Source organism: Lacisediminihabitans sp. FW035 (genome assembly GCF_054880895.1).
In genome coordinates this window covers 2,145,164-2,163,956 of the sequence record NZ_CM142187.1, presented here as the reverse complement: position 1 = coordinate 2,163,956, position 18,793 = coordinate 2,145,164, and the positions used below count along the sequence as shown (strand labels likewise).

Genomic DNA, 18,793 nt, shown 5'->3' with positions numbered 1-18,793 from the left:
CTGGTGAAGACCGTAAGCCGTTTTCACTCCGATTTCGAGATCAGGGCTGTCTCCGATGCCTTACCCACGGCGGAGGCACCAGAGGTCGGCGCTGCCAGTCGTCGCGCGGCCTCGACCACGAACACACGGCGACGCGCTCGCTCATAGTCGTCGTCTGATGCGGCTCCGGTGATCATTTCTGCGAGTTGCGGCACGGTCTGCCACCAGGCGGCGAGGGCGATGAGGGCAAATACGAGGTGGGCCGGGTTGAGCGCGGGATCAAGGAGTCCGTCTCTCTGGGCGGCAGCGAAACGATCCACCTTCTCGCGATAGTGCCTTGCGCGTCCGATGGAGTCGGCGGGCGGACCGTCTTGCAGGCCTTCCCACTGCAGCAGGCGACCGAGCTCAGGGTGCGCGGCGTGATAGTCGAAAGTCGCGCCAGCGAATTCGCCGATGTCGTCCAACCCTGCGCCCGTCAGACGCACCGAGGAGGCAAGGCGCTCAAGCTCGGTGGCGAGCACCAGGTCCCACAGTGCGCGCTTGTCGCCGAAGTAGCTGTATAGCCGCTCCTTGTTGACCCCGGCACGTGCCGCGATTGCCCCGATTGTGGTGCCGGCGAATCCTTCGGCTGCGAATTCGACGAGGGCCGCGTCCCGCAATTTGCGCCGTGTGCCCTCCGTATCCCACGCCATACTCCCAATCTACCAACGTTCGAGTTGGATATGAGATCGATCGGGTCTAGCATTCCAACCATATCGTTGGAGTTAGGAGATTTCATGGCAGGCGAAGTGGAGCGGCTTCCCGAGGGTGCGAGTCCATTTGCGACAGGAGGCGTTGCGCTGGTGACCGGTGCAAACAGCGGCATCGGATTCGCCATCGCGAAGCAGTTGCTTGGAGACGGCTTCACTGTGCGGGTCGGCGCGCGCAACCTGGAGAGGGGACACCGGGCCGCTGAGGCACTCGGTGAAGGTGCGCATGCGGTGCAGCTCGATGTGACCGATGCGAGCTCGATCGCCGCAGCAGCGGAGCACATCGACGAACTCGACATCCTCATCAACAACGCCGGCATCAATCCGGGTGGCGAAGACATTGTCGGCACCCCGCTCGAGCAGTTGCGCCGCGCCTACGAGACGAACGTCTTCGGACTCATCGCTGTGACCCAGACGTTCCTTCCCGTCCTGCGCAGATCCGCGCACCCCAGAATCGTCAACATTTCCAGTGGTACGGGATCTCTTGAGTGGAGCGGCGGCCCCAACCCGCAATTCGATTGGGCACGAGTGCGAGGGGGAGGGCTCGCCTACCGAAGCTCGAAGACCGCTGTCAACGCCGTCACTCTCCTCACCGCTCAGGCGCTAGGGGACCATTTCAAAGTCAATGCCCTGGCGCCAGGACTCCGCGCGACCAACCTCATTGCGGGAATGACCGTCGGCGGGGACCCAGGTGAGGCCGCGGTCGGCGCGATCCGCCTCGCGCTCCTGCCCGACGAAGCCCCGACCGGTGGCCTCTGGTCCTGGGACGGCACGCGCGTGCCCTGGTAGCCCGCCCGCCAAGAGCGCGCGGTCGGTTGTGCAGCGAGGCGTCACCGAAACGGGTGGTCTGTGAAGTTGTGGCTTTGGACTGCCACCCCGGCCGGAGCGGCTTCTCAGACGCGTATTGCTTCGTGGAGGCTAACGATGCGACCGGATGTGCTCATTACCCGGGCGGTTGTTGGGGGACGTCGTGTTTCCCTGGTGAGGATGCGGGCCGTTTGCCACTCGAAGGATCGGCGAGCCTTCTTTTCCCGATGACTTTGCTTCTGAGGAACACGCCCGCGGCGGCAGTTCCCGACAGGGTGTTGACATCGATCTCGACGTCGAATTGAAGCACCCTTGGAGCATCTTCTGCTGGTGAAGACCGTCATCCGTTTTCACACTTACGGTGCCCGGCCACCCGTCAGGCGCTTCCCGCCTCAGCGATCGACCCGCGCCTCCAGCAGGCGCCGCTCGGCGTCGTTCGCCGTGAGTTCCAGGGCGCACAGGTCCTCGGCCATCGCTTCGTCCCGGCGCCCGAGGTGCCGGAGCATCCGCGCGCGCACGGCGTGCCAGAGGTGGTATCCCGTGAGTGCGCGTCGCAGCGAATCCACCTCATCCAGTGCCGCCTGCGGTCCGTCGACTTCAGCGAGCGCCACAGCGCGGTTCAGCCGCACGACCGGCGAGCGGTCGTACGCCAGCAGCATGCCGTAGAGCGTGAGCACCTGTAGCCAGTCGGTGTCGCTGCCGTCGCGCGTGTCGGAGTGGCATGCGGCGATCGCCGCGTGCAGCTGCCAGCGGCCCGGGCTTCGGAGCATCGCCGCCTTCTCGAGCACGGCCTGCGCCTCGGCGATCAGTCGGTGATCCCAGCGCGCCCGGTCCTGATCGGCGAGAAGGATGAGCTCTCCATCGACGGCGCGTGCCCTCTCGCGTGCTCGGTGGAACAGCAGCAATGCGAGCAGCCCCTGCGCCTCCGCCTCGCGCGGCAGTTCGTGTGCGACGACGCGCGCGAGCCACAGGGCGTCGTCGGCGAGGTCGCGGTCCGCGGCCGCGTCTCCGCCTGCGACCAGGTGGGCCTCGCTGTACATCACGGAGATGACGGTCAGGACGATATCCAGACGCGCGGCCCGCTCGGATCCCTCGGGGATCCGCAGGGGGATGCCGGCGGCACCGATCTTTCGCTTGGCCCGCACGATCCGCTGCGCGACCGTTGATTCCGGGGCCAGGGTGGCACGCGCGATCTGCGCGGTCGTGAGGCCGCAGATCGCTCGGAGCGTCAGAGCGAGCTGCGCGTCCGGCGAGACAGCGGGGTGACAGCAGCCGAACAGGAGCGGCAGACGCTCGTCGGGCTCGCCGGTGCCGGTGCGTGGTGCGGCTTCGGTCGGCTCGGTGAGCAAAGCCAGCTTCTCGCGGTACCGCTTCTCGCGCCGCAGGCGGTCGAGGGCGTTGTGGCGGGCCGCCTGCGTCAGCCATGCGCCGGGATTGGGAGGCACCCCGCGGGTGCGCCACTGGCGTACGGCCTCCTCGATCGCCTCGGCTACCGACTCCTCTGCAAGGTCGAGGCTCCCAATCCAGCCTGTGAGCGCCGCGACGATCCGCGCGGACTCCTCGCGGATCACCCTCGCGAGGAGTAGATCGGATGCCGCGGCGTGTGCGCGGCCTGACTCCGCTGCCGCGGCATCCGTTTCGTTCACGGCTCGATGTTGCTTTAGTAGACGATGATCGGGCGGATCTCGACCGCAACGCCGGGCAGCTCGAGCAGCGGCCAGGTCTTTACGACGGCAATCGCCGCGTCGAGGTCGGGCACGTCGATCACCTGGAATCCGCCGATGACCTCCTTCGCCTCCGAGAACGGCCCGTCGGCCACCACCGGTGCGTCGCCGCCGTGGCTGACCGTGGTCGCAGTGGTGACCGGCTGCAGCTGGGCGCCAGACTCGGTCATCACCTCGCTGTGCGCGCCGAACCAGTCGTAGGTGCGGCCATAGACCTGCTCGGCGTGCTCAGGCGACACCGCTGCGTCGAGTTCGGGCGTGGTTGTGAACATGATGACGTACTTCACGGTCGTGTCCTTTCGTTATGAGAACCGTTTCATCCCTACAGCGAACGGGCAAGCCCGAATTCGACACGAACCGCGGAATCCGAGTCAGAAGAGCGAGAGCGTGTTGAAGATGGCTGCCCGGGTGAGGATGGCTGAGAGCGATCAGAACGGATTCGTCACCGTCGGGTCCACCAGCGCGCGAACCTCGACACCGCCGCCAGTGGCCGGGCACAGCGTGGCGATCTCGACGGCGTGGTCGAGGTCGCGCGCCTCGATGGTGTAGTACCCGAGCAAGGCTTCATTGCTCGGGACGAACGGACCGTCCGTCACCGTGCCTTCTGTGATTGTGGTCGCCGTCCTCACGGGCGCGAGCGCGCCCCCGCCCGTCAAGGTCCCACCGAGCTCGGAGACCTTCGCGGTGAAGGTGTTGTGGGCCTCGACCACCGCGCCCCACCCCTCGGGCGGCATGGTCTCGTAATAGGCCGGGTCTTCGTAGATGAGGATCGCATACTGGGTCATGGAAGTGCCTCCTGCGCTGGGTCGCGGGCCGGACTGTCCGGCTCCGTCATAGTGACAGCGAACACCTCGCCTCCAAATCGACGGCCAGGCCCAGATTTCTTCAGAATCTTTCCAGCGCCGCCGCCGTCATGCGTGGCGGAGTCGCTGAAGGGTTACCGCCCAGGGAACTCGACCGAGGTAAGCCAGGACCGCCAGATCGGGATGAGGAGATTCGCTACGCAAGCCGGCACTCAGATTCGTTGAGAATTCCGCCCTCACATAGTTGGCAAGACCGTTATCCGTCTTCACTCTGGGCCCCCCGCCACCGGCTGACCGTGAACGCGTGCTACGCTGTGCTACATGGAAATGGTAACGCACCGTGAAATGCGAAATCGCAGCGGCGAGATCCTGCGGCGAGTCGCTGCGGGGGAGTCGGTGCAGGTGAGCAACAACGGGCGTCCCACCGCGATCATCGTCCCGCTGGGGGGCAACGCGTTGGATGGACTTATCGCCCGTGGGGAGGCGCGTCCGGCTCACACGAGCTTGGCAGCGCTGTCGTCGATCAAGCGTGTGGTCTCGCCGATGACCTCCGGTGAGCTGGTCGATGACAGCAGGGGCCCATGGTGAGGACTGCCTACTTGGACACTTCAGCAGCGATGAAGCTGCTTGTTGAGGAGCCTGAGTCTGAAGCACTGCTGCGCGAGCTCACTGGCTCGGACCGCCGGCTCGCAGCATCCTGGCTCCTGCATACAGAACTACATTGCGCCACTGGCAGGAACCCGGCCGTCATTACGATCGAGGCCGTCACCACGGTGTTAGATGCAATAGATTTGGTGGATCTCACGAGGGGCGACCTAATGGCAGCGGGCACGCATGCGCCGCTGCGGTCGAACGACGCGATCCACCTGGCGACAGCACTTCGGCTGGGTGTGGACGAGATGGTCAGCTATGACAATGAGCTGAGCCAGGCTGCAGCCGCGGCCGGCGTGCGCGTGATCGCGCCGGCTTAGCGGAGAGGAAGTCGCAGCCAGTTCTTCGCCCCGGTCGAAGCAAGCGCGCTTGGCGCAACTTCTACTGGTGAAGACCGTTATCCGTTTTCACACCGAAAGTGCCGAATCAAGGTCGATAGCCGGCGATGAAGAGGTCCACGGCTGCTGAGAGCGTGCGGTGATCGACGGGTGGGGACGATTCGCCGGTGAGTAGCTGGGCGTTCACTTGCTCGACTGGGTGGTGAAGCTCATCGTCATCGGAGTAGCAACCGGCCTCTTCCTGTGACACACACGCGCTCCAAGAAAGGAAACGACTGTGACCGCTGAACCGACCCCTCTAGATATCACCTTCACCGCGACCCTCGGCAAAGTGCGCGAGGGAGACTCCTGGACGTGCGTTCAACTTCCTGACTCGGCATTGATCTTCGGCACCCGAGGCCTCGTCAAAGTGACCGGCACCATCGACGGCGAACCATTTCGAGGATCGTTCATGGCACTCGGCGACGGAACCCACAAGCTTCCCGTCACGGCCAAGATCCGAGAGAAGATCGGCAAGACAGACGGCCAGTCGATCGTCGTGAATCTTACCCAGCGACTGAACTGACAGTCGGCGGTCACATCGGGGGGAGCGGGTGTGCCCCATCAGTTCACACTACGACCGAAGACCGCGCGTGGCGCGTTGTCCTGTTGACATAATGTACATTATCAGCAACCGCGGAACAGTCGAAGAGGGGTCAGCAGGCACCGATCGTTCAGCCGACGTACGCCGCGAGATGCACGCCGGTGAGTGTCGAGCGAGCAGCGACGACGTCGGCCGGCGTGCCCTCGAAGACGACGCGGCCGCCGTCGTGACCGGCTCCGGGTCCCAGGTCGATGATCCAATCGGCGTGCGCCATGACCGCCTGGTGATGCTCGACGACGATCACCGACTTGCCGGAATCGACCAGGCGATCGAGGAGGCCGAGCAATTGCTCGACGTCAGCGAGATGGAGGCCGGTGGTCGGCTCGTCGAGGATGTAGACCTCGCCTTTCTCTGCCATGTGGATGGCGAGTTTGAGCCGTTGGCGCTCGCCCCCGGACAACGTGGTGAGCGGCTGGCCCAGGCTGAGATATCCGAGCCCGACGTCGACGAGCCGTCGCAGGATGGCGTGGGCGGCCGGCGTGCTCGCCGCTCCGGAGGCGAAGAACTGTTCGGCGGCGGCGACCGACAGCGCGAGAACCTCGCTGATGTCGAGGCCGCCGAGGTGATAGTCCAGCACGGAGGCGTCGAACCGCTTGCCCTCACACACCTCACAGGTGGTGGTGACGCCCGCCATCATGCCCAGGTCGGTGAAGATGACTCCCGCGCCGTTGCAATTGGGGCAGGCGCCCTCGGAGTTGGCGCTGAACAGGGCCGGTTTCACGCCGTTCGCCTTCGCGAATGCCGCGCGGATCGGGTCGAGCAGCCCGGTGTAGGTGGCCGGATTGCTGCGTCGGGAGCCACGGATCGCGCCCTGGTCGACCGACACCACGCCGGCTCCGGCGGGCAGCGAGCCGTGCACCAGCGAGCTCTTGCCGGAACCGGCCACCCCGGTGATGACGACGAGTACGCCGAGCGGGATGTCGACATCCACGCCCTGCAGGTTGTGGGACGTCGCCCCGCGGATCTGGAGGGCGCCCGTGGGAACACGCACCGTGTCCTTGACTGTGCGCCGGTCGTCGAGATGACGGCCGGTGAGCGTGCCGCTTGCCCGCAGTCCCTCGACGGTGCCTTCGAAGCAGATCGTGCCCCCGGCCGTGCCTGCCCCGGGGCCGATGTCGACGACGTGATCGGCGATCGCGATCATCTCCGGCTTGTGTTCCACCACGAGGACAGTGTTCCCCTTGTCACGCAACTGCAGCAGTAGTGCGTTCATGTGCTCGATGTCGTGGGGATGGAGCCCGATCGAGGGTTCGTCGAAGACGTAGGTGACGTCGGTGAGAGACGACCCGAGGTGCCGGATCATCTTGGTGCGCTGCGCCTCTCCCCCGGACAGCGTGCCCGCCGGCCGGTCGAGCGAGAGATAGCCGAGCCCGATCTCCACGAAGGAGTCGAGGGTCTGAGAAAGCCCGGCCAGCAGCGGCGCCACCGATGGCTCCGTGATGCCGCGCACCCATCCGGCGAGGTCGCTGATCTGCATCGCGCAGGCCTCGGCGATGTTGAGCCCGGCGACCCGCGAGGAGCGGGCGCCCTCGTTGAGTCGGGTTCCGCCACATTCCGGGCAGGTCGCGAAGGTGACGGCCCGGTCGACGAAGGCCCGGATGTGGGGCTGCATCGCCTCGCGGTCCTTGGAGAGGAAGGACTTCTGCACCTTGGGGATGAGCCCCTCGTAGGTCATGTTGATGTCCCCGACCTTGACCTTGGTCGGTTCGTGGTGAAGGAAGTCGTTCAGCTCCTTCTTCGTGTAGTCGCGGATCGCCTTGTCGGGATCGAGGAAACCGGACCCGGTGAAGATGCGCACCCCCCAGCCATCCGCCGTGTACCCGGGGATCGTCATCGCTCCCCCGGCCAGCGACTTGGAGTCGTCGTACAACTGCGTCAGGTCGATATCGCTCACCGAACCCATGCCCTCACAACGTGGGCACATGCCGCCGGTCACCGTGAAGCTCCGCCGCTCTTTGACCGAGCGGCCTCCACGTTCGATGGTGACCGCTCCCGCTCCGCTGACGGACGGCACGTTGAACGCGAAGGCCTGAGGCGAGCCGATGTGCGGCTGCCCGAGCCGACTGAAGACGATCCGGAGCATCGCATTGGCATCGGTGGCGGTGCCCACCGTCGACCGGGAGTTGGCGCCCATGCGCTCCTGGTCCACGATGATCGCCGTGGTCAGGCCCTCCATCAGATCGACCTCCGGCCGGGCGAGCGTCGGCATGAATCCCTGGAGGAATGCGCTGTAGGTCTCATTGATCATGCGCTGCGACTCTGCGGCGATGGTGCCGAACACCAGGGAGCTCTTTCCGGATCCCGACACGCCGGTGAACACCGTGAGCCGGCGCTTCGGGATCTCGACGCTCACGTCCCTGAGGTTGTTCACGCGTGCCCCGTGCACGCGGATCAGATCGTGGCTGTCGGCACCGTGCGCCTCGGCCGACCGGTCATTCGGGCTGGTGGCCAGGGCCATCGTGTCGTCCTCTGTCATCGTGTCGTGGGGCGGCGGATCGCTATCGAGGGTCTGCTCAGCGCACCTCGTTGATGCGGATCAGGTTACCGGCGGGATCGCGGAACGCACAGTCGCGGATGCCGTAGCTCTGTTCGGTCAGCTCCTGCACGACCTCCGCGCCGCTCGCCTGCAGCCGATCGAAGACGCCGTCGAGGTCGTCCGTCGCCAACACGAGGCGCACATAGGTGCCCTTGGCCATCATCTCGGTGATCATGCGCCGCTCCCCCTCGGTGATCCCCGGATCGGCGGCCGGTGGCTCCAACACGATGGAGGTTTCCGGCTGGCCGACCGGACCGACCGTGATCCAGCGCATGCCTCCATAACCGACGTCGTTGCGCACCTCGAAGCCGAGCGCGTCGCGGTAGAACGCGAGTGAGGCATCCGGATCGGTGTGAGGCAGGAACGTCCAGTGGATGGTGATGTTCATGGGCGTCACTCTAGCTTTGCGTCCCAGACCCGCGCTTCTCGATTCCTGATCGGTCGAGTCACCTGTTTGACCACGCACGACGGCATTCCGGCGGCTTCCCGCGCCGCGTCCCTGCGGTAGATGCTCGGAGGGATCCCCACCAACTCGGTGAAACGAGTGCTGAAGGTGCCGAGCGACGAACATCCGACCGCGAAGCAGACCTCGGTGACGCTGAGGTCGCCCCGACGCAGAAGGCCCATCGCACGTTCGATCCGCCGGGTCATCAGATAGCTGTACGGAGATTCGCCGTAGGCGAGCCGGAATTCGCGGCTCAGGTGACCGGGCGACAGGTGCGCGTCCCGGGCGAGCGCCTCGACATCCAGCGGCAGCGCGTATTCGCGGTCCATTCGATCGCGGACGCGACGGAGCCGGCGGAGGGTGTCAAGGCGCTGAGCGCTGGCGATCTCGCCGAGGGAGGGAGGGGTGTCCTGCACCCGTCCAGTTTCCGCGCCGGTACCGGGGAGAGTCAACGACGCGCCCGGATCGGGGTCAATGGCCCGTGGTGGCGGCCCGTCACATCCAGCCGGATCAGGGATACTGGAACCATGTCATCGTTCTTCTCGCTGGTCCTGTACGCCGGTATTGCGATTCTGGCCATCATGGCCGCGCTCGTGGTCGTAGTGGCGGTCATCGGCATCGTCGTCGCCTTCTCGCCGACCCTCATCCCGGGGTTCCTGCAGAGCTGACACTGTCGATCGAGGGCGTGAGAACGCCCGACGGCTACTGCTGAGTCTCGAGCCCCAGGAACCGCTCGATGGCCTCGACCACGAGCCGGTGATCCGCGAGCTGCGCGAGCCCCGACACCGTGACGGTGCCGATGAGGCCGGAGTCGCGGATGTTGACGGGGAACGATCCACCGTGCGCGGCGAAGAGGAAGGTGTCGTTCCACTCGCGGGCCTCGAAGGGAGTGCCGGTGGCGCGATGACGCAGCCCGACGAGGAACGAGCTGTTGCCGAACCTGCGCACCGTGCGCACCTTCCGCTCGATCCACTGGTCGTTGTCGGTCGCGGTGCCGGCAAGCGCCGCATGGAAGAGCTGCTGGTCGCCGCGGCGGATGTCGATGGTGATGGGATGGTTCCGTTCCGTGCCGAGCTCGACAAGGAGGCATCCGAGTTCCCAGGCGTCGGCATTGCTGAACCGGGTGAAGACGAGGCGCTCTTCCTGCGCTTCGATCTCGGCGATCAGGCCGGCGGTGTCTTCGGTCATGGTGAGCCTTTCAGTCGAATGTGAGCGTCGGGGGCGAGCTGGCGGCGGATGAGGTCGATCAGTTCGGGAGGACGGAACGGCTCGGTCGTGGAGGCGAGCTCGTCGAGCGTCCACCAGCGGGTCTCGAGCACGTCGAGGCGCTCCTCGGCCGTCCAATTCTCTCGCGACGGCTCGAAGGTGGAGGTACGCACCACGTAGTACTCGGCGTGACCGGTGTCGTGGTCTCCCCCGGCGTAGTCCGGCACGAAGTCCTGCCCCCACACTGGCTCGCCGAGGTCGGGGATGTCGAGCCCGGTCTCTTCGAAGAGCTCACGACGTGCCCCCTCGGCATGGGTCTCCCCCGGCTCCACTCCCCCACCGGGGGTGATCCACCGGGTCTGCTCGGCAGGCACCGATCCGACGGTGTAGTACAGCAGGAAACGGTCCTGCTCGTCGAAGACCAGGACTCGAGAAGTGAGGCGATGTCGATTCTGCATCTAGACCCGCAGGTTCACCGCGGATGGCAGGTGCCGTGCCCACCAGTCCAGCACGGCCTCGAAGCGCTCGAGACGATGACGCGGGCGTCCGCTCCGACTCAGTTCGTGGTTCTCGCCGGGGAAGATGAGCAACTCCGTCTCGACACCATTGCGTTTCAGCGCCGCGTAGTAGCGCTCCCCCTGTGAAAGCGGGCAGCGAAGGTCGTCCTCCGAGTGGATCACGAGGGTGGGGGTCGTCACCTGGCCGACCAGTGCCTGGGGGCTCTGCTCGCGCATCCGCTGTGGATCGGTGCCGGTGTACTCGTCGCTGAAGAAGGAGCCGATGTCGGAAGTACCGACGAAGCCCTCGGGGTCGAGGTAGCCGCGCTCCACGATCGCCCCGGCGAACCGGTGGTCGTTGGCGATGGTCCAGGCGGTGAGGTAGCCGCCGTAGGAACCACCCATCACCCCCACTCGGTTCCGGTCGAACATCGGATGCCGGGCGAGGGCGCCCTCGAGGAAGTCGATCACGTCGGTGAAATCCACCGTGCCCATCCGGTGACGGATGGCGCGCCCGTGCGCCTCCCCGTAGCCGGCCGAGCCGCGCGGGTTGCACATCACCACCGCGTAGCCCGCCTCGACATAGACCTGCGCCTCGTCGAAGAACGAGACGCCCCACTGGGTGAAGGGGCCACCATGGATCACCAGCAGCACCGGATGCGGTTCTTCCTGGTCGACCGGCGTGAGCACCCACCCGTGCACCTCTTCGCCGTCACGGGTGGGGACCGTCAGCTCCTCGAGCGGGGTGACTCCGGCGCCTCGAAGCGCGGCCGAGAAGTCTGTGAGGGGCTCGAGACCCTGAGCCGTGACGAGGCCGATTTCTCCCATCGTGGCGGGGGCCGTGTAGCCGACGACCGTCGTTCCACCGAGAGAGTCCGTGCTGTGGATTTCGACATCCCCGGTGATGAGGGGCACCGCGGAGCCGTCGAGGCCGATTCGCAGCAGGTGCACCCGTCCGCGGTCGAGTGCGTGCACGAGGGCTCCGTCCCCGGTGACGGTGAGCTCGCCGTCGAGGTCGACGGTGAGGGAATCCGTGAGCAGCCGCGCCGCCTCGCCCGTGGCGTCCTGCACCCAGAGTTGGTCTCCGCGGCCGACGAAATCGACGCCGTCCTCGCCGAGGTCTCCGCCCACGAACCAGAGTTCTCCGCCCGGTCCGTACTCGATATTCGAGATGCCGTAACGACGGTGGTGGCCGGTGACCTGCACCGCCTCGGGCATCCCGTCGGTGGTGAGGTCGAGCTCGAACACGTTGTTGGCCAGGTCGAGATCGCGTTCCGGATGACGCGCGGAGACCACGGCTATCGTGGAGCCGTCGGGCGAGAAGGCGAGGTCCCCGTGGTCGAAGTCGCCCTCCGTCAGTCGCCTCGGCTCCGGCACGGTGACGGATGTCTCCGGCTTCGGGTCCTTCGCCGAGGGAGCCGTCGCGTAGCGGGGCTCGTCATCCACCCCCGGCACCTCGATGATGAACACGTGGCGGCGCCGATCCGTCGTGTAGCCGAACCCGTTGGAGCGGTACTTGAGGGTCGTGATGCGCCGCGGCGGTTCGGCTCCCGGGCCGAGATTCGCGACGGTGCCGTAACGCCCGTCATCGGCGACCGCGGCAGTGAAGGCGATCGACCGGGAGTCCGGTGACCACCGCCAGGTCGCGACTCCGAGTTTCTGGTCGGTGAGTTGAAGGGCCTCGCCGCCGTCGGCGGCCATGATGTGCAACTGGCCGGGCCCGTCACCGGGCGATCGCTCGAAGGCGAGCAGAGAGCCGTCCGGCGAGAATCGGGGGGCGGAATCGCTCACCCCCCGCGAGATCCGCCGGGCACCGGAGCCGTCGAGCATCACGCTCCACAGCTGGCCGACGACGCGGTCCGCGTCGAGATCCGGCCGGGAGACGGCGGTGACGGCACGCGTGCCATCCGGATGGATCGTGGGGCGGGAGACGCTGGACAGCAGGGGAAGATCTGAGGGCTTCATCACCTCCCATGCTATCCACCGCGGCCGCGAGCGGCACCGCAGGAGTCAGGCGGTGCCGAAGTCGCTGACGTCCCCGACGAGCCGGGTGTGATCCTCGGGGATCGGTTCCACCGCGGCGGCGGCGATCTCCGCTGCGAACTCGCTCACGTTGTAGAGGCGGCCCGCGGAATCCTTGCGCGCGCTTATCGCGCCGGGGTTCGCCCGTTCGAGAAGAGTCGCCGTGATGGTGCCCTCGATCATGTCGCCGGAGACGACGACGAAGCCGATGCCCGCGGCATCCAGGATCGGGATCATCTCGAGCAGCGCATCCTCGCCGGCTCGCTTACTGAGCGCAACGGGCAGGTATTCGGGCATTGTCGGAGTCGAGTGAATGAAGTGGGCCTGGTGACTGGTCACGAAGACCACGCGGGACCCCGGCGCGAGCAGAGGAAGCGCGGTGTTCAACAGCGTCACCTGGGCGTCGCGGTTGAGCTGCATGGCGTAGTCCTCCGCCATGCCCGACTCCATGCCGCCGGAGGCGTTCATCACGAGGATGTCGAGGCCGCCCCATTCGCGCTCGATCGTGTCGAACATTCCGGCGACGGAGGCGGGGTCGGTGAGGTCCGCACCGATAGCGATGGCGGATCCGCCGGCCGCGACGATCTTGTCGACGAGTTTTGTGGCGCGGGCTTCCTTGTTGCGGAAGTTGATCACGACACTCGCACCGGCCTCGGCGAGGTAGGTCGCAGTGTCCGCACCGATGCCGCGGGAAGACCCGGTGACGAGGGCGCGGAGCCCATCGAGAGAGCCGATGGCGAGGGGGTTTGTCACGGGGATGCTCCTGGATTCTCCGGGCGGGCGCGGTGCGTCGCCACGGGTCACGAGAATAGCAAGATCAGGCGGATTCCCGGGTGCTGGTGCTAGTTTCGAAGCACACGAGTCGCAAAGGATGCAGCCGGATGATCGCTGATTTTCTCACGATGTACGCCTGGATCTTCTGGGTGGGCCTTCTGCTCCTATTCGTGATCGTCGAGGTGCTCACCGTCGATTTCACGTTCCTGATGCTCGCCGGCGGATGTGTCGGCGGCCTGGCCACGGACTTGGTCGGTGGGCCGTTCTGGGCACAGATCCTGGTGGCAGGAGTGCTCGCCCTCCTCCTCTTGTTCGTCCTGCGCCCCGCGATAAAACGTTCGCTCGGCCGGGGAGCCGACCAGACCCCCACCAACGTCGCAGCCCTGCTCGGCACCGGAGGAACGGTGACGACTCCGTTCGTCGACGGCCAGGGCCACGTGAAGCTCGCGAACGGCGAGACCTGGACGGCCCGCCTCTCCCAGGCCGCCACTGATCGACCGGTCGATACCGGGGAACGTGTCGTCGTAACGGCGATCGAAGGGGCGACCGCGATAGTGGTCCCCGCAGAAGGGACAGCACTGTGACCACCGCGCTATTCGGCCAGATCATCCTGGTGATCGTGATCATCATCGTCGCGATCTTCGTCTTGACCATCCTGTTCCGGGCGGTGAAGATCATCCCCCAGGCCCGTGCCGGCGTCGTCGAGCGCCTCGGTAAGTACCATAAGACGCTCATGCCTGGCCTCAACATCCTGGTGCCGTTCATCGACCGGGTGCGGCCGCTCATCGACATGCGTGAGCAGGTCGTGTCGTTTCCGCCCCAGCCGGTGATCACCGAAGACAACCTCGTGGTCTCCATCGACACCGTCGTCTACTTCCAGGTGACGGATGCCCGCGCCGCGACCTACGAGATCGCCAACTATCTCGGTGCCGTCGAGCAGCTGACCACCACCACCCTGCGTAACGTCGTCGGTAGCCTCAACCTCGAGGAAGCCCTGACCAGCCGCGACAACATCAACGGTCAGCTGCGCATCGTGCTCGACGAGGCCACCGGCAAGTGGGGCGTGCGCGTCGGACGGGTCGAGCTCAAGGCGATCGACCCGCCGCTCTCCATCCAGGACTCGATGGAGAAGCAGATGCGCGCCGAGCGAGACCGTCGCGCGCAGATCCTCACCGCGGAGGGCACCAAGCAAGCCGCGATCCTGCAGGCCGAAGGCTCCCGGCAGGCCGCGATCCTCGAGGCGGAGGGCTGGGCCAAGGCACAGGTGCTGCGAGCCGAGGGTGAAGGGCAGGCCATCACCACTGTCTTCGGAGCCATCCACGCAGGAGACCCCGACAGCAAACTTCTGGCGTACCAGTATCTGCAGATGCTGCCCAAGATCGCCGAGGGAGACTCGAACAAGCTCTGGATCATCCCGTCGGAGCTCACCGAGGCGATCAAGAGCATCACGGCTGGCTTCGGTTCCAACCTCGGCAGCTACACCCCAGGGCATGCCGCAACGACGCCGCCTGCCGCTCCGGCGGCCCCGGCCGTGCCGAGTACAGCACCCACCCCGCCGGCTTCCGCCACTCCGCCCGCTTCCTGAGAAACCCGTTCACGAGCAGATACCGCGAGTTGCACTGTTTTGCGGGTGTCGCAGGTTGCGATGCCACACAAGAGTGCAAGTCGTGGGGCTGGGGCATGCCACCGGTCGGGAGATGAGGGCGCCATGGCTGATCTGAGGGAGACCGGGGCCGGCGAGGGTTTCTTCGCGGGCCCTCTCCCCCGCATCCTCGCGCACCGGGGCCTGGCGACGGATGCCCCGGAGAACACCCTGCTCGCATTTCTCGCCGCACTCGCGATCGGCGTGACCCACCTCGAGACCGACGTGCACGCATCGGCGGACGGCGTCGCGGTGATCAGCCACGATGCCGACCTCGCTCGCACGGCGGGAATCACGGCTCGCGTCGACGAGCTCGACTTCGACGAGCTTCGCACGATCGACCTCGGGCACGGCCAGACCTACGCGAGCCTCGAAGAGGCGCTGCAGGCCTTTCCCGAGGCGCGATTCAACATCGACCTGAAGTCAGACGCCGTCGTCGCGCCGGCCGTTGACGCGATCCTCCGGGCAGAGGCGGTCGGCAGGGTCCTCGTGACCTCCTTCGACAATCGACGCCGCTTGCGTGCGGTCGGCGCGCTGCCGGGGGTGGCGACCTCGGCATCCGCTGTGCCCTTCGCCGCAGCCCTGTTCGCGGTGAAGCTCGGGCTCGTGCCGCTCGCACGTCGCGTGCTCCGTGACGTCCAGGCGGTGCAGGTGCCCGAACGGCTACGGGGGGTGCGCGTGATCTCCCGCCGCTCGGTGCGGCTCCTCAAGCGCGCGGGAGTCGAGGTGCACGTCTGGACGGTGAACGATCCCGACGACATGCGCCGCCTCCTCGACCTCGGCGTCGACGGACTGGTCACCGACCGGGCGGACCTCGCAATCGGGGTCGTGGAAGCAAGCATGCGCAGCAGGGAGTAGCCTGTGAGTTCGCTGGAATCGCCGCGTGACGGAAAGGTTACGTCCAGCTTGTGGGTTTATAACTGGTGATTGCATCGCGAGAGAGGACCACACAATGGCGGATCGCAGTTTGCGCGGAATGAGACTCGGATCCCAGAGTCTCCAGAGTGAAGAAGGCGTCACCTTCTCCCCGCGGAAGAAGAGTACTTACCAGGCCGCCGACGGCTCCACTTTCGAGGTCACCTTCTCGTCCGACGCGGAGATCCCCACGGTGTGGGAGTCCCCCAAGAGCGGCCAGGAGGGTCGACTCCTCGGTGAGGACGGCGTGCAGGTCGAGCCGGAGCCTTCCGACGCGAAGATTCCGCGCACCCACTGGGACATGCTCCTGGAGCGTCGCACACGCGCCGAGCTCGAAGAACTCCTGCAGGAGCGCCTCGACTTCCTTCGTGCCCGCAAGGGACAGCACAAGATCGGCGCTTAGAGCCCGATAACCGAGACCTAGCCGGTCGCCGCTCGCGCGGTGATCGGCTATTTTTCTGGGTCGCGTCACCGTCACTCCCCTCTCCCCGCGGTAAAGCGTGCCCCGCGTCCTGTTCACGGATCAGGAGTGGCGCGGATGCGGCGGCGTGTCGCAGCGGGACACGCCGGAGGTTCGTCGAAGGTCCTGATTCGCGAACGGGCCGGAGGCCGACCCTCGCGGCTCGGCCGATCGAGTGGCGTCCGGGCGTCGTGATTCGCTTCACGGTTGCTCGACCCGCCCTGCCTTGACCCGCGCTGCCTCGACCTGCGCTGCCTTGACCCGCTCTAGTCGGTCGGGGATGCCGAAGGCGTGGCCTGCGGAGTCGGCAGCCCGAAGATCCCCCAGCGGGTCACCCGCAGCAAAGCCTCGACGACGATGCCTAAGTGCATCTTCGACCGGCCGGCAGCCCGCTCGATGAAGACGATCGGATGCTCGACCACGCGCATCCCGGCCCGCTCGAGCCTCCAGGCCAACTCGACCTGGAAACAGTACCCCTGGGACGACACGGCGGTGAGGTCGAGCGAACGCAGTGCCTCTGTTCGATACACCCGGAAACCCGCCGTGATGTCGTGGATGCCCGACCGCAACATCGCGCGGGAGTAGGCATTGCCGGCGCGCGAGATCGCCTGGCGGATCCAGGGCCAGTTGCGCACCGAACCCCCGCGCACCCAGCGAGACCCGATGACGAGGTCCGCTCCCCCGGCCGCGAGGCCGAGCATCGCCGGCAGTTCCGAGGGATCGTGCGACCCGTCGGCGTCGATCTCCACGACGTACCGGTAACCCTGCTCGAGCGCCCGCCCGAATCCGGCGAGATAGGCGCGACCGAGGCCGTCCTTCGCCGGACGATGAAGAACGGCGATTCCGGGATCAGCGGCCGCGAGCCGGTCGGCGAGCGCACCCGTACCATCCGGACTCGAGTCGTCCACGATCAGGACATCGGCCTGGGGCACGCTTTGCCGGATGCGGCCGAGTACAGACTCGAGGCTCTCGATCTCGTTGTAGGTCGGAAGCACGATGAGGGTCTCAGCCACGTGGCCCCCGGCCCCTTCCGCCCCGTCGCGGGGCGAGCAGCAGACCCACGAGCAGGCTCGCGAGCCCGAACCCCGCGAGGATCCACTCGATCTGGCGTCCGGCGAACATCGCGGGGGTGATCGTCGTGCTGAGCGGGATGGTCTCGACCATCGCCCCCCTGGTGAAGGTGGGCAGCTTCGCGATCACGCTGCCGTCGGGGGCGAACATGGCGCTCACCCCCACGGTCGAGTCGTTGACGAGACTGCGACCCGTCTCGATCGCGCGCAACCGAGCGATGGCGACCTGCTGCACACTCTCGTCGGAGTGCCCGAAGTCGGCGTTGTTGGTGGGCGCGAGGATGAACTGCGCTCCCCCGTCGATCATCTGGTGGATGATGCCATCGTCCACGATATCGAAGCAGATGGCGAGCCCCGCCATGGCCCCGTTGATGTCGAAGACATTCGAGCGCGTGCCGAAGGTGTAATCGCGGGGCACCATGTCGAAGAGCTTCGGCGCCAGCGGGTACCAGAACGACCGGTCGGGCAGGTATTCGGCGAACGGCACCGGGTGGATCTTGTCGTACTGGGCGACCGATCCCTTGCCGTTCTCCCAGAGCAGCAGACTGTTGAAGGTCTGGCCCTTCGAGTTCTCGGTGATGGTGCCCGTGACGAGCGGGGCCCCCATCTTCTCGGACACGAAGTCGAGGGTCTGGGCCGCCTGTTCGTTCGTGAGTGGGTCGATGTCGGAGGCGTTCTCCGGCCAGACGATCACGTCCACCTTCTTGCCGAGGATCGGCACGGTGGCCTGCAGGTGGTCGTCGAGGCTGTCACCCGGCTGGATCTGGGCGAACAGTCCCGAGTTCGAGTTTCCTTGCACCGCCGCGACCCGGATACTCCCAGAGGTCAGCACCGGCCAGGCCGGGAACAGCGCGGCGATGAGGAAGGCTGTGGCCGCGAGCATCCCGCGGGTGGTCCAGCGGACGCGGACCGTGCGCACGGCCTGCAACAGCATGGCGCTGAGGAAGGCGATGACGAAGCTGACCCCGGAGATGCCGAGCCAGGCCACCAGCGGGGCGAAGGTGCTGTCGGACTGGGAGAAGGCCAGGCGGCCCCAGGAGAAGCCGCCGTAGGGCCAGACGCTGGTGATCGCCTCACGCAGCAGCCACAGCCCGGCCAGCACGGCGGGGAGGCCGATCAGCTGGGCCCCTGGCCCCGACCACACCCGCGGCACGTGCCGCCAGGCCAGCGCCATCAGCACGCAGCCGAGGGCGAAGAACACGGATTCGAGTCCGGCGAGGGCGAGCCACGGCACCGGCCCGAGATACACGGTGAGCCAGACGATGTGATTGCCGAAGAACGCGAATCCGCCGACGAATCCCACCAGCAGCGCCGACCCCGGCCGGCGGCCGTACAACGACCAGAACATCAGGGCCGTGCCGATGAAGATGAGTGGCCACCAGCCGAGGGCGGGGAACGCCGCGGCGTTCGCGAAGCCGGAGAGTGCCGCGACGAGTATGGCGGCGGTGAGCGGAAGCGGGCGCGAGAGCCAGCCGGGGACGACCCCCGGGCGGGGCGGGAGGCTCGGACGCACCCGACAAGCCTAAATGGAG

Annotated in this window: 22 protein-coding genes; 9 read left to right on the top strand and 13 right to left on the bottom strand. The window is 66.6% G+C overall.

What is annotated here, in order from left to right; genetic code table 11:
* Window positions 1-23: 23 nt before the first annotated feature.
* On the bottom strand, window positions 24-671 hold the full coding sequence (locus ACVXZ4_RS10325; protein ID WP_461794762.1) for a TetR family transcriptional regulator: 648 nt from the start codon (window positions 669-671) through the stop codon (window positions 24-26).
* A gap of 84 nt (window positions 672-755) precedes the next feature.
* On the opposite strand from ACVXZ4_RS10325, the gene ACVXZ4_RS10320 reads away from it, so the two are divergent.
* Window positions 756-1,517, top strand: a complete 762-nt coding sequence (locus ACVXZ4_RS10320) for an SDR family NAD(P)-dependent oxidoreductase (RefSeq protein ID WP_461794761.1) — start codon at window positions 756-758, stop codon at window positions 1,515-1,517.
* Window positions 1,518-1,927: 410 nt separating this feature from the next.
* Here ACVXZ4_RS10320 and ACVXZ4_RS10315 read toward each other — a convergent pair whose 3' ends face one another.
* From ACVXZ4_RS10315 to ACVXZ4_RS10305, 3 genes are all read right to left on the bottom strand, one after another.
* A complete protein-coding gene (locus ACVXZ4_RS10315; protein ID WP_461794760.1) occupies window positions 1,928-3,181 on the bottom strand; it encodes an RNA polymerase sigma factor in 1,254 nt (417 codons plus the stop codon).
* Window positions 3,182-3,195: 14 nt separating this feature from the next.
* Window positions 3,196-3,546 carry a YciI family protein gene (locus ACVXZ4_RS10310; RefSeq protein ID WP_461794759.1) on the bottom strand — a complete coding sequence of 117 codons (351 nt, stop codon included), beginning with the start codon at window positions 3,544-3,546 and terminating at the stop codon, window positions 3,196-3,198.
* Window positions 3,547-3,687: 141 nt separating this feature from the next.
* Complete coding sequence (locus tag ACVXZ4_RS10305; RefSeq protein WP_461794758.1) at window positions 3,688-4,044, bottom strand: YciI family protein; 357 nt, start codon at window positions 4,042-4,044, stop codon at window positions 3,688-3,690.
* A 339-nt stretch (window positions 4,045-4,383) separates the two neighbouring features.
* Between ACVXZ4_RS10305 and ACVXZ4_RS10300 the strand changes: the two genes are divergently transcribed.
* The 3 genes from ACVXZ4_RS10300 to ACVXZ4_RS10290 all read left to right on the top strand — a co-directional run bounded on the left by ACVXZ4_RS10300 (window position 4,384) and on the right by ACVXZ4_RS10290 (window position 5,616).
* Complete coding sequence (locus tag ACVXZ4_RS10300) at window positions 4,384-4,650, top strand: type II toxin-antitoxin system Phd/YefM family antitoxin (protein WP_461794757.1); 267 nt, start codon at window positions 4,384-4,386, stop codon at window positions 4,648-4,650.
* A gap of 29 nt (window positions 4,651-4,679) precedes the next feature.
* The gene (locus ACVXZ4_RS10295) at window positions 4,680-5,033 is read left to right on the top strand and encodes a type II toxin-antitoxin system VapC family toxin (RefSeq protein ID WP_461794756.1); all 354 of its coding nucleotides are present in this window, start codon (window positions 4,680-4,682) and stop codon (window positions 5,031-5,033) included.
* Window positions 5,034-5,328: 295 nt separating this feature from the next.
* A complete protein-coding gene (locus tag ACVXZ4_RS10290) occupies window positions 5,329-5,616 on the top strand; it encodes a DUF1905 domain-containing protein (protein WP_461794755.1) in 288 nt (95 codons plus the stop codon).
* A 148-nt stretch (window positions 5,617-5,764) separates the two neighbouring features.
* On the opposite strand, the gene ACVXZ4_RS10285 is transcribed toward ACVXZ4_RS10290, so the two are convergent.
* The 3 genes from ACVXZ4_RS10285 to ACVXZ4_RS10275 are packed head-to-tail and all read right to left on the bottom strand — an operon-like array spanning window position 5,765 to window position 9,004.
* A complete protein-coding gene (locus ACVXZ4_RS10285; protein ID WP_461794754.1) occupies window positions 5,765-8,152 on the bottom strand; it encodes an ATP-binding cassette domain-containing protein in 2,388 nt (795 codons plus the stop codon).
* Between the two features lie 55 nt (window positions 8,153-8,207).
* Window positions 8,208-8,618, bottom strand: coding sequence for a VOC family protein (locus ACVXZ4_RS10280; protein ID WP_461794753.1), 411 nt, complete (start codon window positions 8,616-8,618; stop codon window positions 8,208-8,210).
* A 5-nt stretch (window positions 8,619-8,623) separates the two neighbouring features.
* Complete coding sequence (locus tag ACVXZ4_RS10275) at window positions 8,624-9,004, bottom strand: helix-turn-helix transcriptional regulator (protein ID WP_461797957.1); 381 nt, start codon at window positions 9,002-9,004, stop codon at window positions 8,624-8,626.
* A 198-nt stretch (window positions 9,005-9,202) separates the two neighbouring features.
* Between ACVXZ4_RS10275 and ACVXZ4_RS10270 the strand changes: the two genes are divergently transcribed.
* Window positions 9,203-9,343, top strand: coding sequence for a hypothetical protein (locus ACVXZ4_RS10270; RefSeq protein ID WP_461794752.1), 141 nt, complete (start codon window positions 9,203-9,205; stop codon window positions 9,341-9,343).
* Window positions 9,344-9,377: 34 nt separating this feature from the next.
* On the opposite strand, the gene ACVXZ4_RS10265 is transcribed toward ACVXZ4_RS10270, so the two are convergent.
* Genes ACVXZ4_RS10265 through ACVXZ4_RS10250 form a run of 4 tightly spaced genes read right to left on the bottom strand, consistent with a single transcriptional unit; the run spans window position 9,378 to window position 13,153 of the window.
* Window positions 9,378-9,863 (bottom strand): heme-degrading domain-containing protein, encoded by a 486-nt coding sequence (locus ACVXZ4_RS10265; RefSeq protein ID WP_461794751.1) that lies wholly within the window; start codon window positions 9,861-9,863, stop codon window positions 9,378-9,380.
* Window positions 9,860-10,339: an NUDIX hydrolase gene (locus ACVXZ4_RS10260; RefSeq protein WP_461794750.1), complete on the bottom strand. Its 480-nt coding sequence runs from the start codon at window positions 10,337-10,339 to the stop codon at window positions 9,860-9,862. The genes ACVXZ4_RS10265 and ACVXZ4_RS10260 overlap by 4 nt, the downstream gene beginning before the upstream one ends.
* Window positions 10,340-12,343, bottom strand: a complete 2,004-nt coding sequence (locus ACVXZ4_RS10255) for a S9 family peptidase (protein WP_461794749.1) — start codon at window positions 12,341-12,343, stop codon at window positions 10,340-10,342.
* A 45-nt stretch (window positions 12,344-12,388) separates the two neighbouring features.
* Window positions 12,389-13,153, bottom strand: a complete 765-nt coding sequence (locus ACVXZ4_RS10250) for an SDR family oxidoreductase (protein WP_461794748.1) — start codon at window positions 13,151-13,153, stop codon at window positions 12,389-12,391.
* 128 nt (window positions 13,154-13,281) lie between these two features.
* Between ACVXZ4_RS10250 and ACVXZ4_RS10245 the strand changes: the two genes are divergently transcribed.
* The 4 genes from ACVXZ4_RS10245 to ACVXZ4_RS10230 all read left to right on the top strand — a co-directional run bounded on the left by ACVXZ4_RS10245 (window position 13,282) and on the right by ACVXZ4_RS10230 (window position 16,134).
* The gene (locus tag ACVXZ4_RS10245; RefSeq protein WP_461794747.1) at window positions 13,282-13,758 is read left to right on the top strand and encodes an NfeD family protein; all 477 of its coding nucleotides are present in this window, start codon (window positions 13,282-13,284) and stop codon (window positions 13,756-13,758) included.
* Window positions 13,755-14,759 carry an SPFH domain-containing protein gene (locus ACVXZ4_RS10240; protein ID WP_461794746.1) on the top strand — a complete coding sequence of 335 codons (1,005 nt, stop codon included), beginning with the start codon at window positions 13,755-13,757 and terminating at the stop codon, window positions 14,757-14,759. Before ACVXZ4_RS10245 ends, ACVXZ4_RS10240 begins: the two co-directional genes overlap by 4 nt.
* A 123-nt stretch (window positions 14,760-14,882) precedes the next feature.
* Window positions 14,883-15,674: a glycerophosphodiester phosphodiesterase family protein gene (locus ACVXZ4_RS10235; protein ID WP_461794745.1), complete on the top strand. Its 792-nt coding sequence runs from the start codon at window positions 14,883-14,885 to the stop codon at window positions 15,672-15,674.
* A gap of 94 nt (window positions 15,675-15,768) precedes the next feature.
* Window positions 15,769-16,134, top strand: coding sequence for an RNA polymerase-binding protein RbpA (locus ACVXZ4_RS10230; RefSeq protein WP_185203708.1), 366 nt, complete (start codon window positions 15,769-15,771; stop codon window positions 16,132-16,134).
* Between the two features lie 323 nt (window positions 16,135-16,457).
* On the opposite strand, the gene ACVXZ4_RS10225 is transcribed toward ACVXZ4_RS10230, so the two are convergent.
* Window positions 16,458-17,204, bottom strand: a complete 747-nt coding sequence (locus ACVXZ4_RS10225; protein ID WP_461794744.1) for a polyprenol monophosphomannose synthase — start codon at window positions 17,202-17,204, stop codon at window positions 16,458-16,460.
* Window positions 17,197-18,774, bottom strand: coding sequence for an apolipoprotein N-acyltransferase (gene lnt, locus ACVXZ4_RS10220; protein ID WP_461794743.1), 1,578 nt, complete (start codon window positions 18,772-18,774; stop codon window positions 17,197-17,199). Before lnt ends, ACVXZ4_RS10225 begins: the two co-directional genes overlap by 8 nt.
* Between the last annotated feature and the right edge of the window lie 19 nt (window positions 18,775-18,793).

Excerpts from the sequence above, each read along its gene's own strand:
- ACVXZ4_RS10270 (WP_461794752.1), top strand. The coding sequence starts at position 9,203 with ATGTCATCGTTCTTCTCGCTGGTCCTGTACGCCGGTATTGCGATTCTG.
- ACVXZ4_RS10305 (WP_461794758.1), bottom strand. The coding sequence starts at position 4,044 with ATGACCCAGTATGCGATCCTCATCTACGAAGACCCGGCCTATTACGAG.
- ACVXZ4_RS10320 (WP_461794761.1), top strand. The coding sequence starts at position 756 with ATGGCAGGCGAAGTGGAGCGGCTTCCCGAGGGTGCGAGTCCATTTGCG.
- ACVXZ4_RS10265 (WP_461794751.1), bottom strand. The coding sequence starts at position 9,863 with ATGACCGAAGACACCGCCGGCCTGATCGCCGAGATCGAAGCGCAGGAA.
- ACVXZ4_RS10280 (WP_461794753.1), bottom strand. The coding sequence starts at position 8,618 with ATGAACATCACCATCCACTGGACGTTCCTGCCTCACACCGATCCGGAT.
- ACVXZ4_RS10325 (WP_461794762.1), bottom strand. The coding sequence starts at position 671 with ATGGCGTGGGATACGGAGGGCACACGGCGCAAATTGCGGGACGCGGCC.
- ACVXZ4_RS10230 (WP_185203708.1), top strand. The coding sequence starts at position 15,769 with ATGGCGGATCGCAGTTTGCGCGGAATGAGACTCGGATCCCAGAGTCTC.
- ACVXZ4_RS10275 (WP_461797957.1), bottom strand. The coding sequence starts at position 9,004 with ATGGACCGCGAATACGCGCTGCCGCTGGATGTCGAGGCGCTCGCCCGG.
- ACVXZ4_RS10245 (WP_461794747.1), top strand. The coding sequence starts at position 13,282 with ATGATCGCTGATTTTCTCACGATGTACGCCTGGATCTTCTGGGTGGGC.
- ACVXZ4_RS10285 (WP_461794754.1), bottom strand. The coding sequence starts at position 8,152 with ATGGCCCTGGCCACCAGCCCGAATGACCGGTCGGCCGAGGCGCACGGT.
- ACVXZ4_RS10300 (WP_461794757.1), top strand. The coding sequence starts at position 4,384 with ATGGAAATGGTAACGCACCGTGAAATGCGAAATCGCAGCGGCGAGATC.
- ACVXZ4_RS10235 (WP_461794745.1), top strand. The coding sequence starts at position 14,883 with ATGGCTGATCTGAGGGAGACCGGGGCCGGCGAGGGTTTCTTCGCGGGC.
- ACVXZ4_RS10255 (WP_461794749.1), bottom strand. The coding sequence starts at position 12,343 with ATGAAGCCCTCAGATCTTCCCCTGCTGTCCAGCGTCTCCCGCCCCACG.
- ACVXZ4_RS10260 (WP_461794750.1), bottom strand. The coding sequence starts at position 10,339 with ATGCAGAATCGACATCGCCTCACTTCTCGAGTCCTGGTCTTCGACGAG.
- ACVXZ4_RS10295 (WP_461794756.1), top strand. The coding sequence starts at position 4,680 with ATGAAGCTGCTTGTTGAGGAGCCTGAGTCTGAAGCACTGCTGCGCGAG.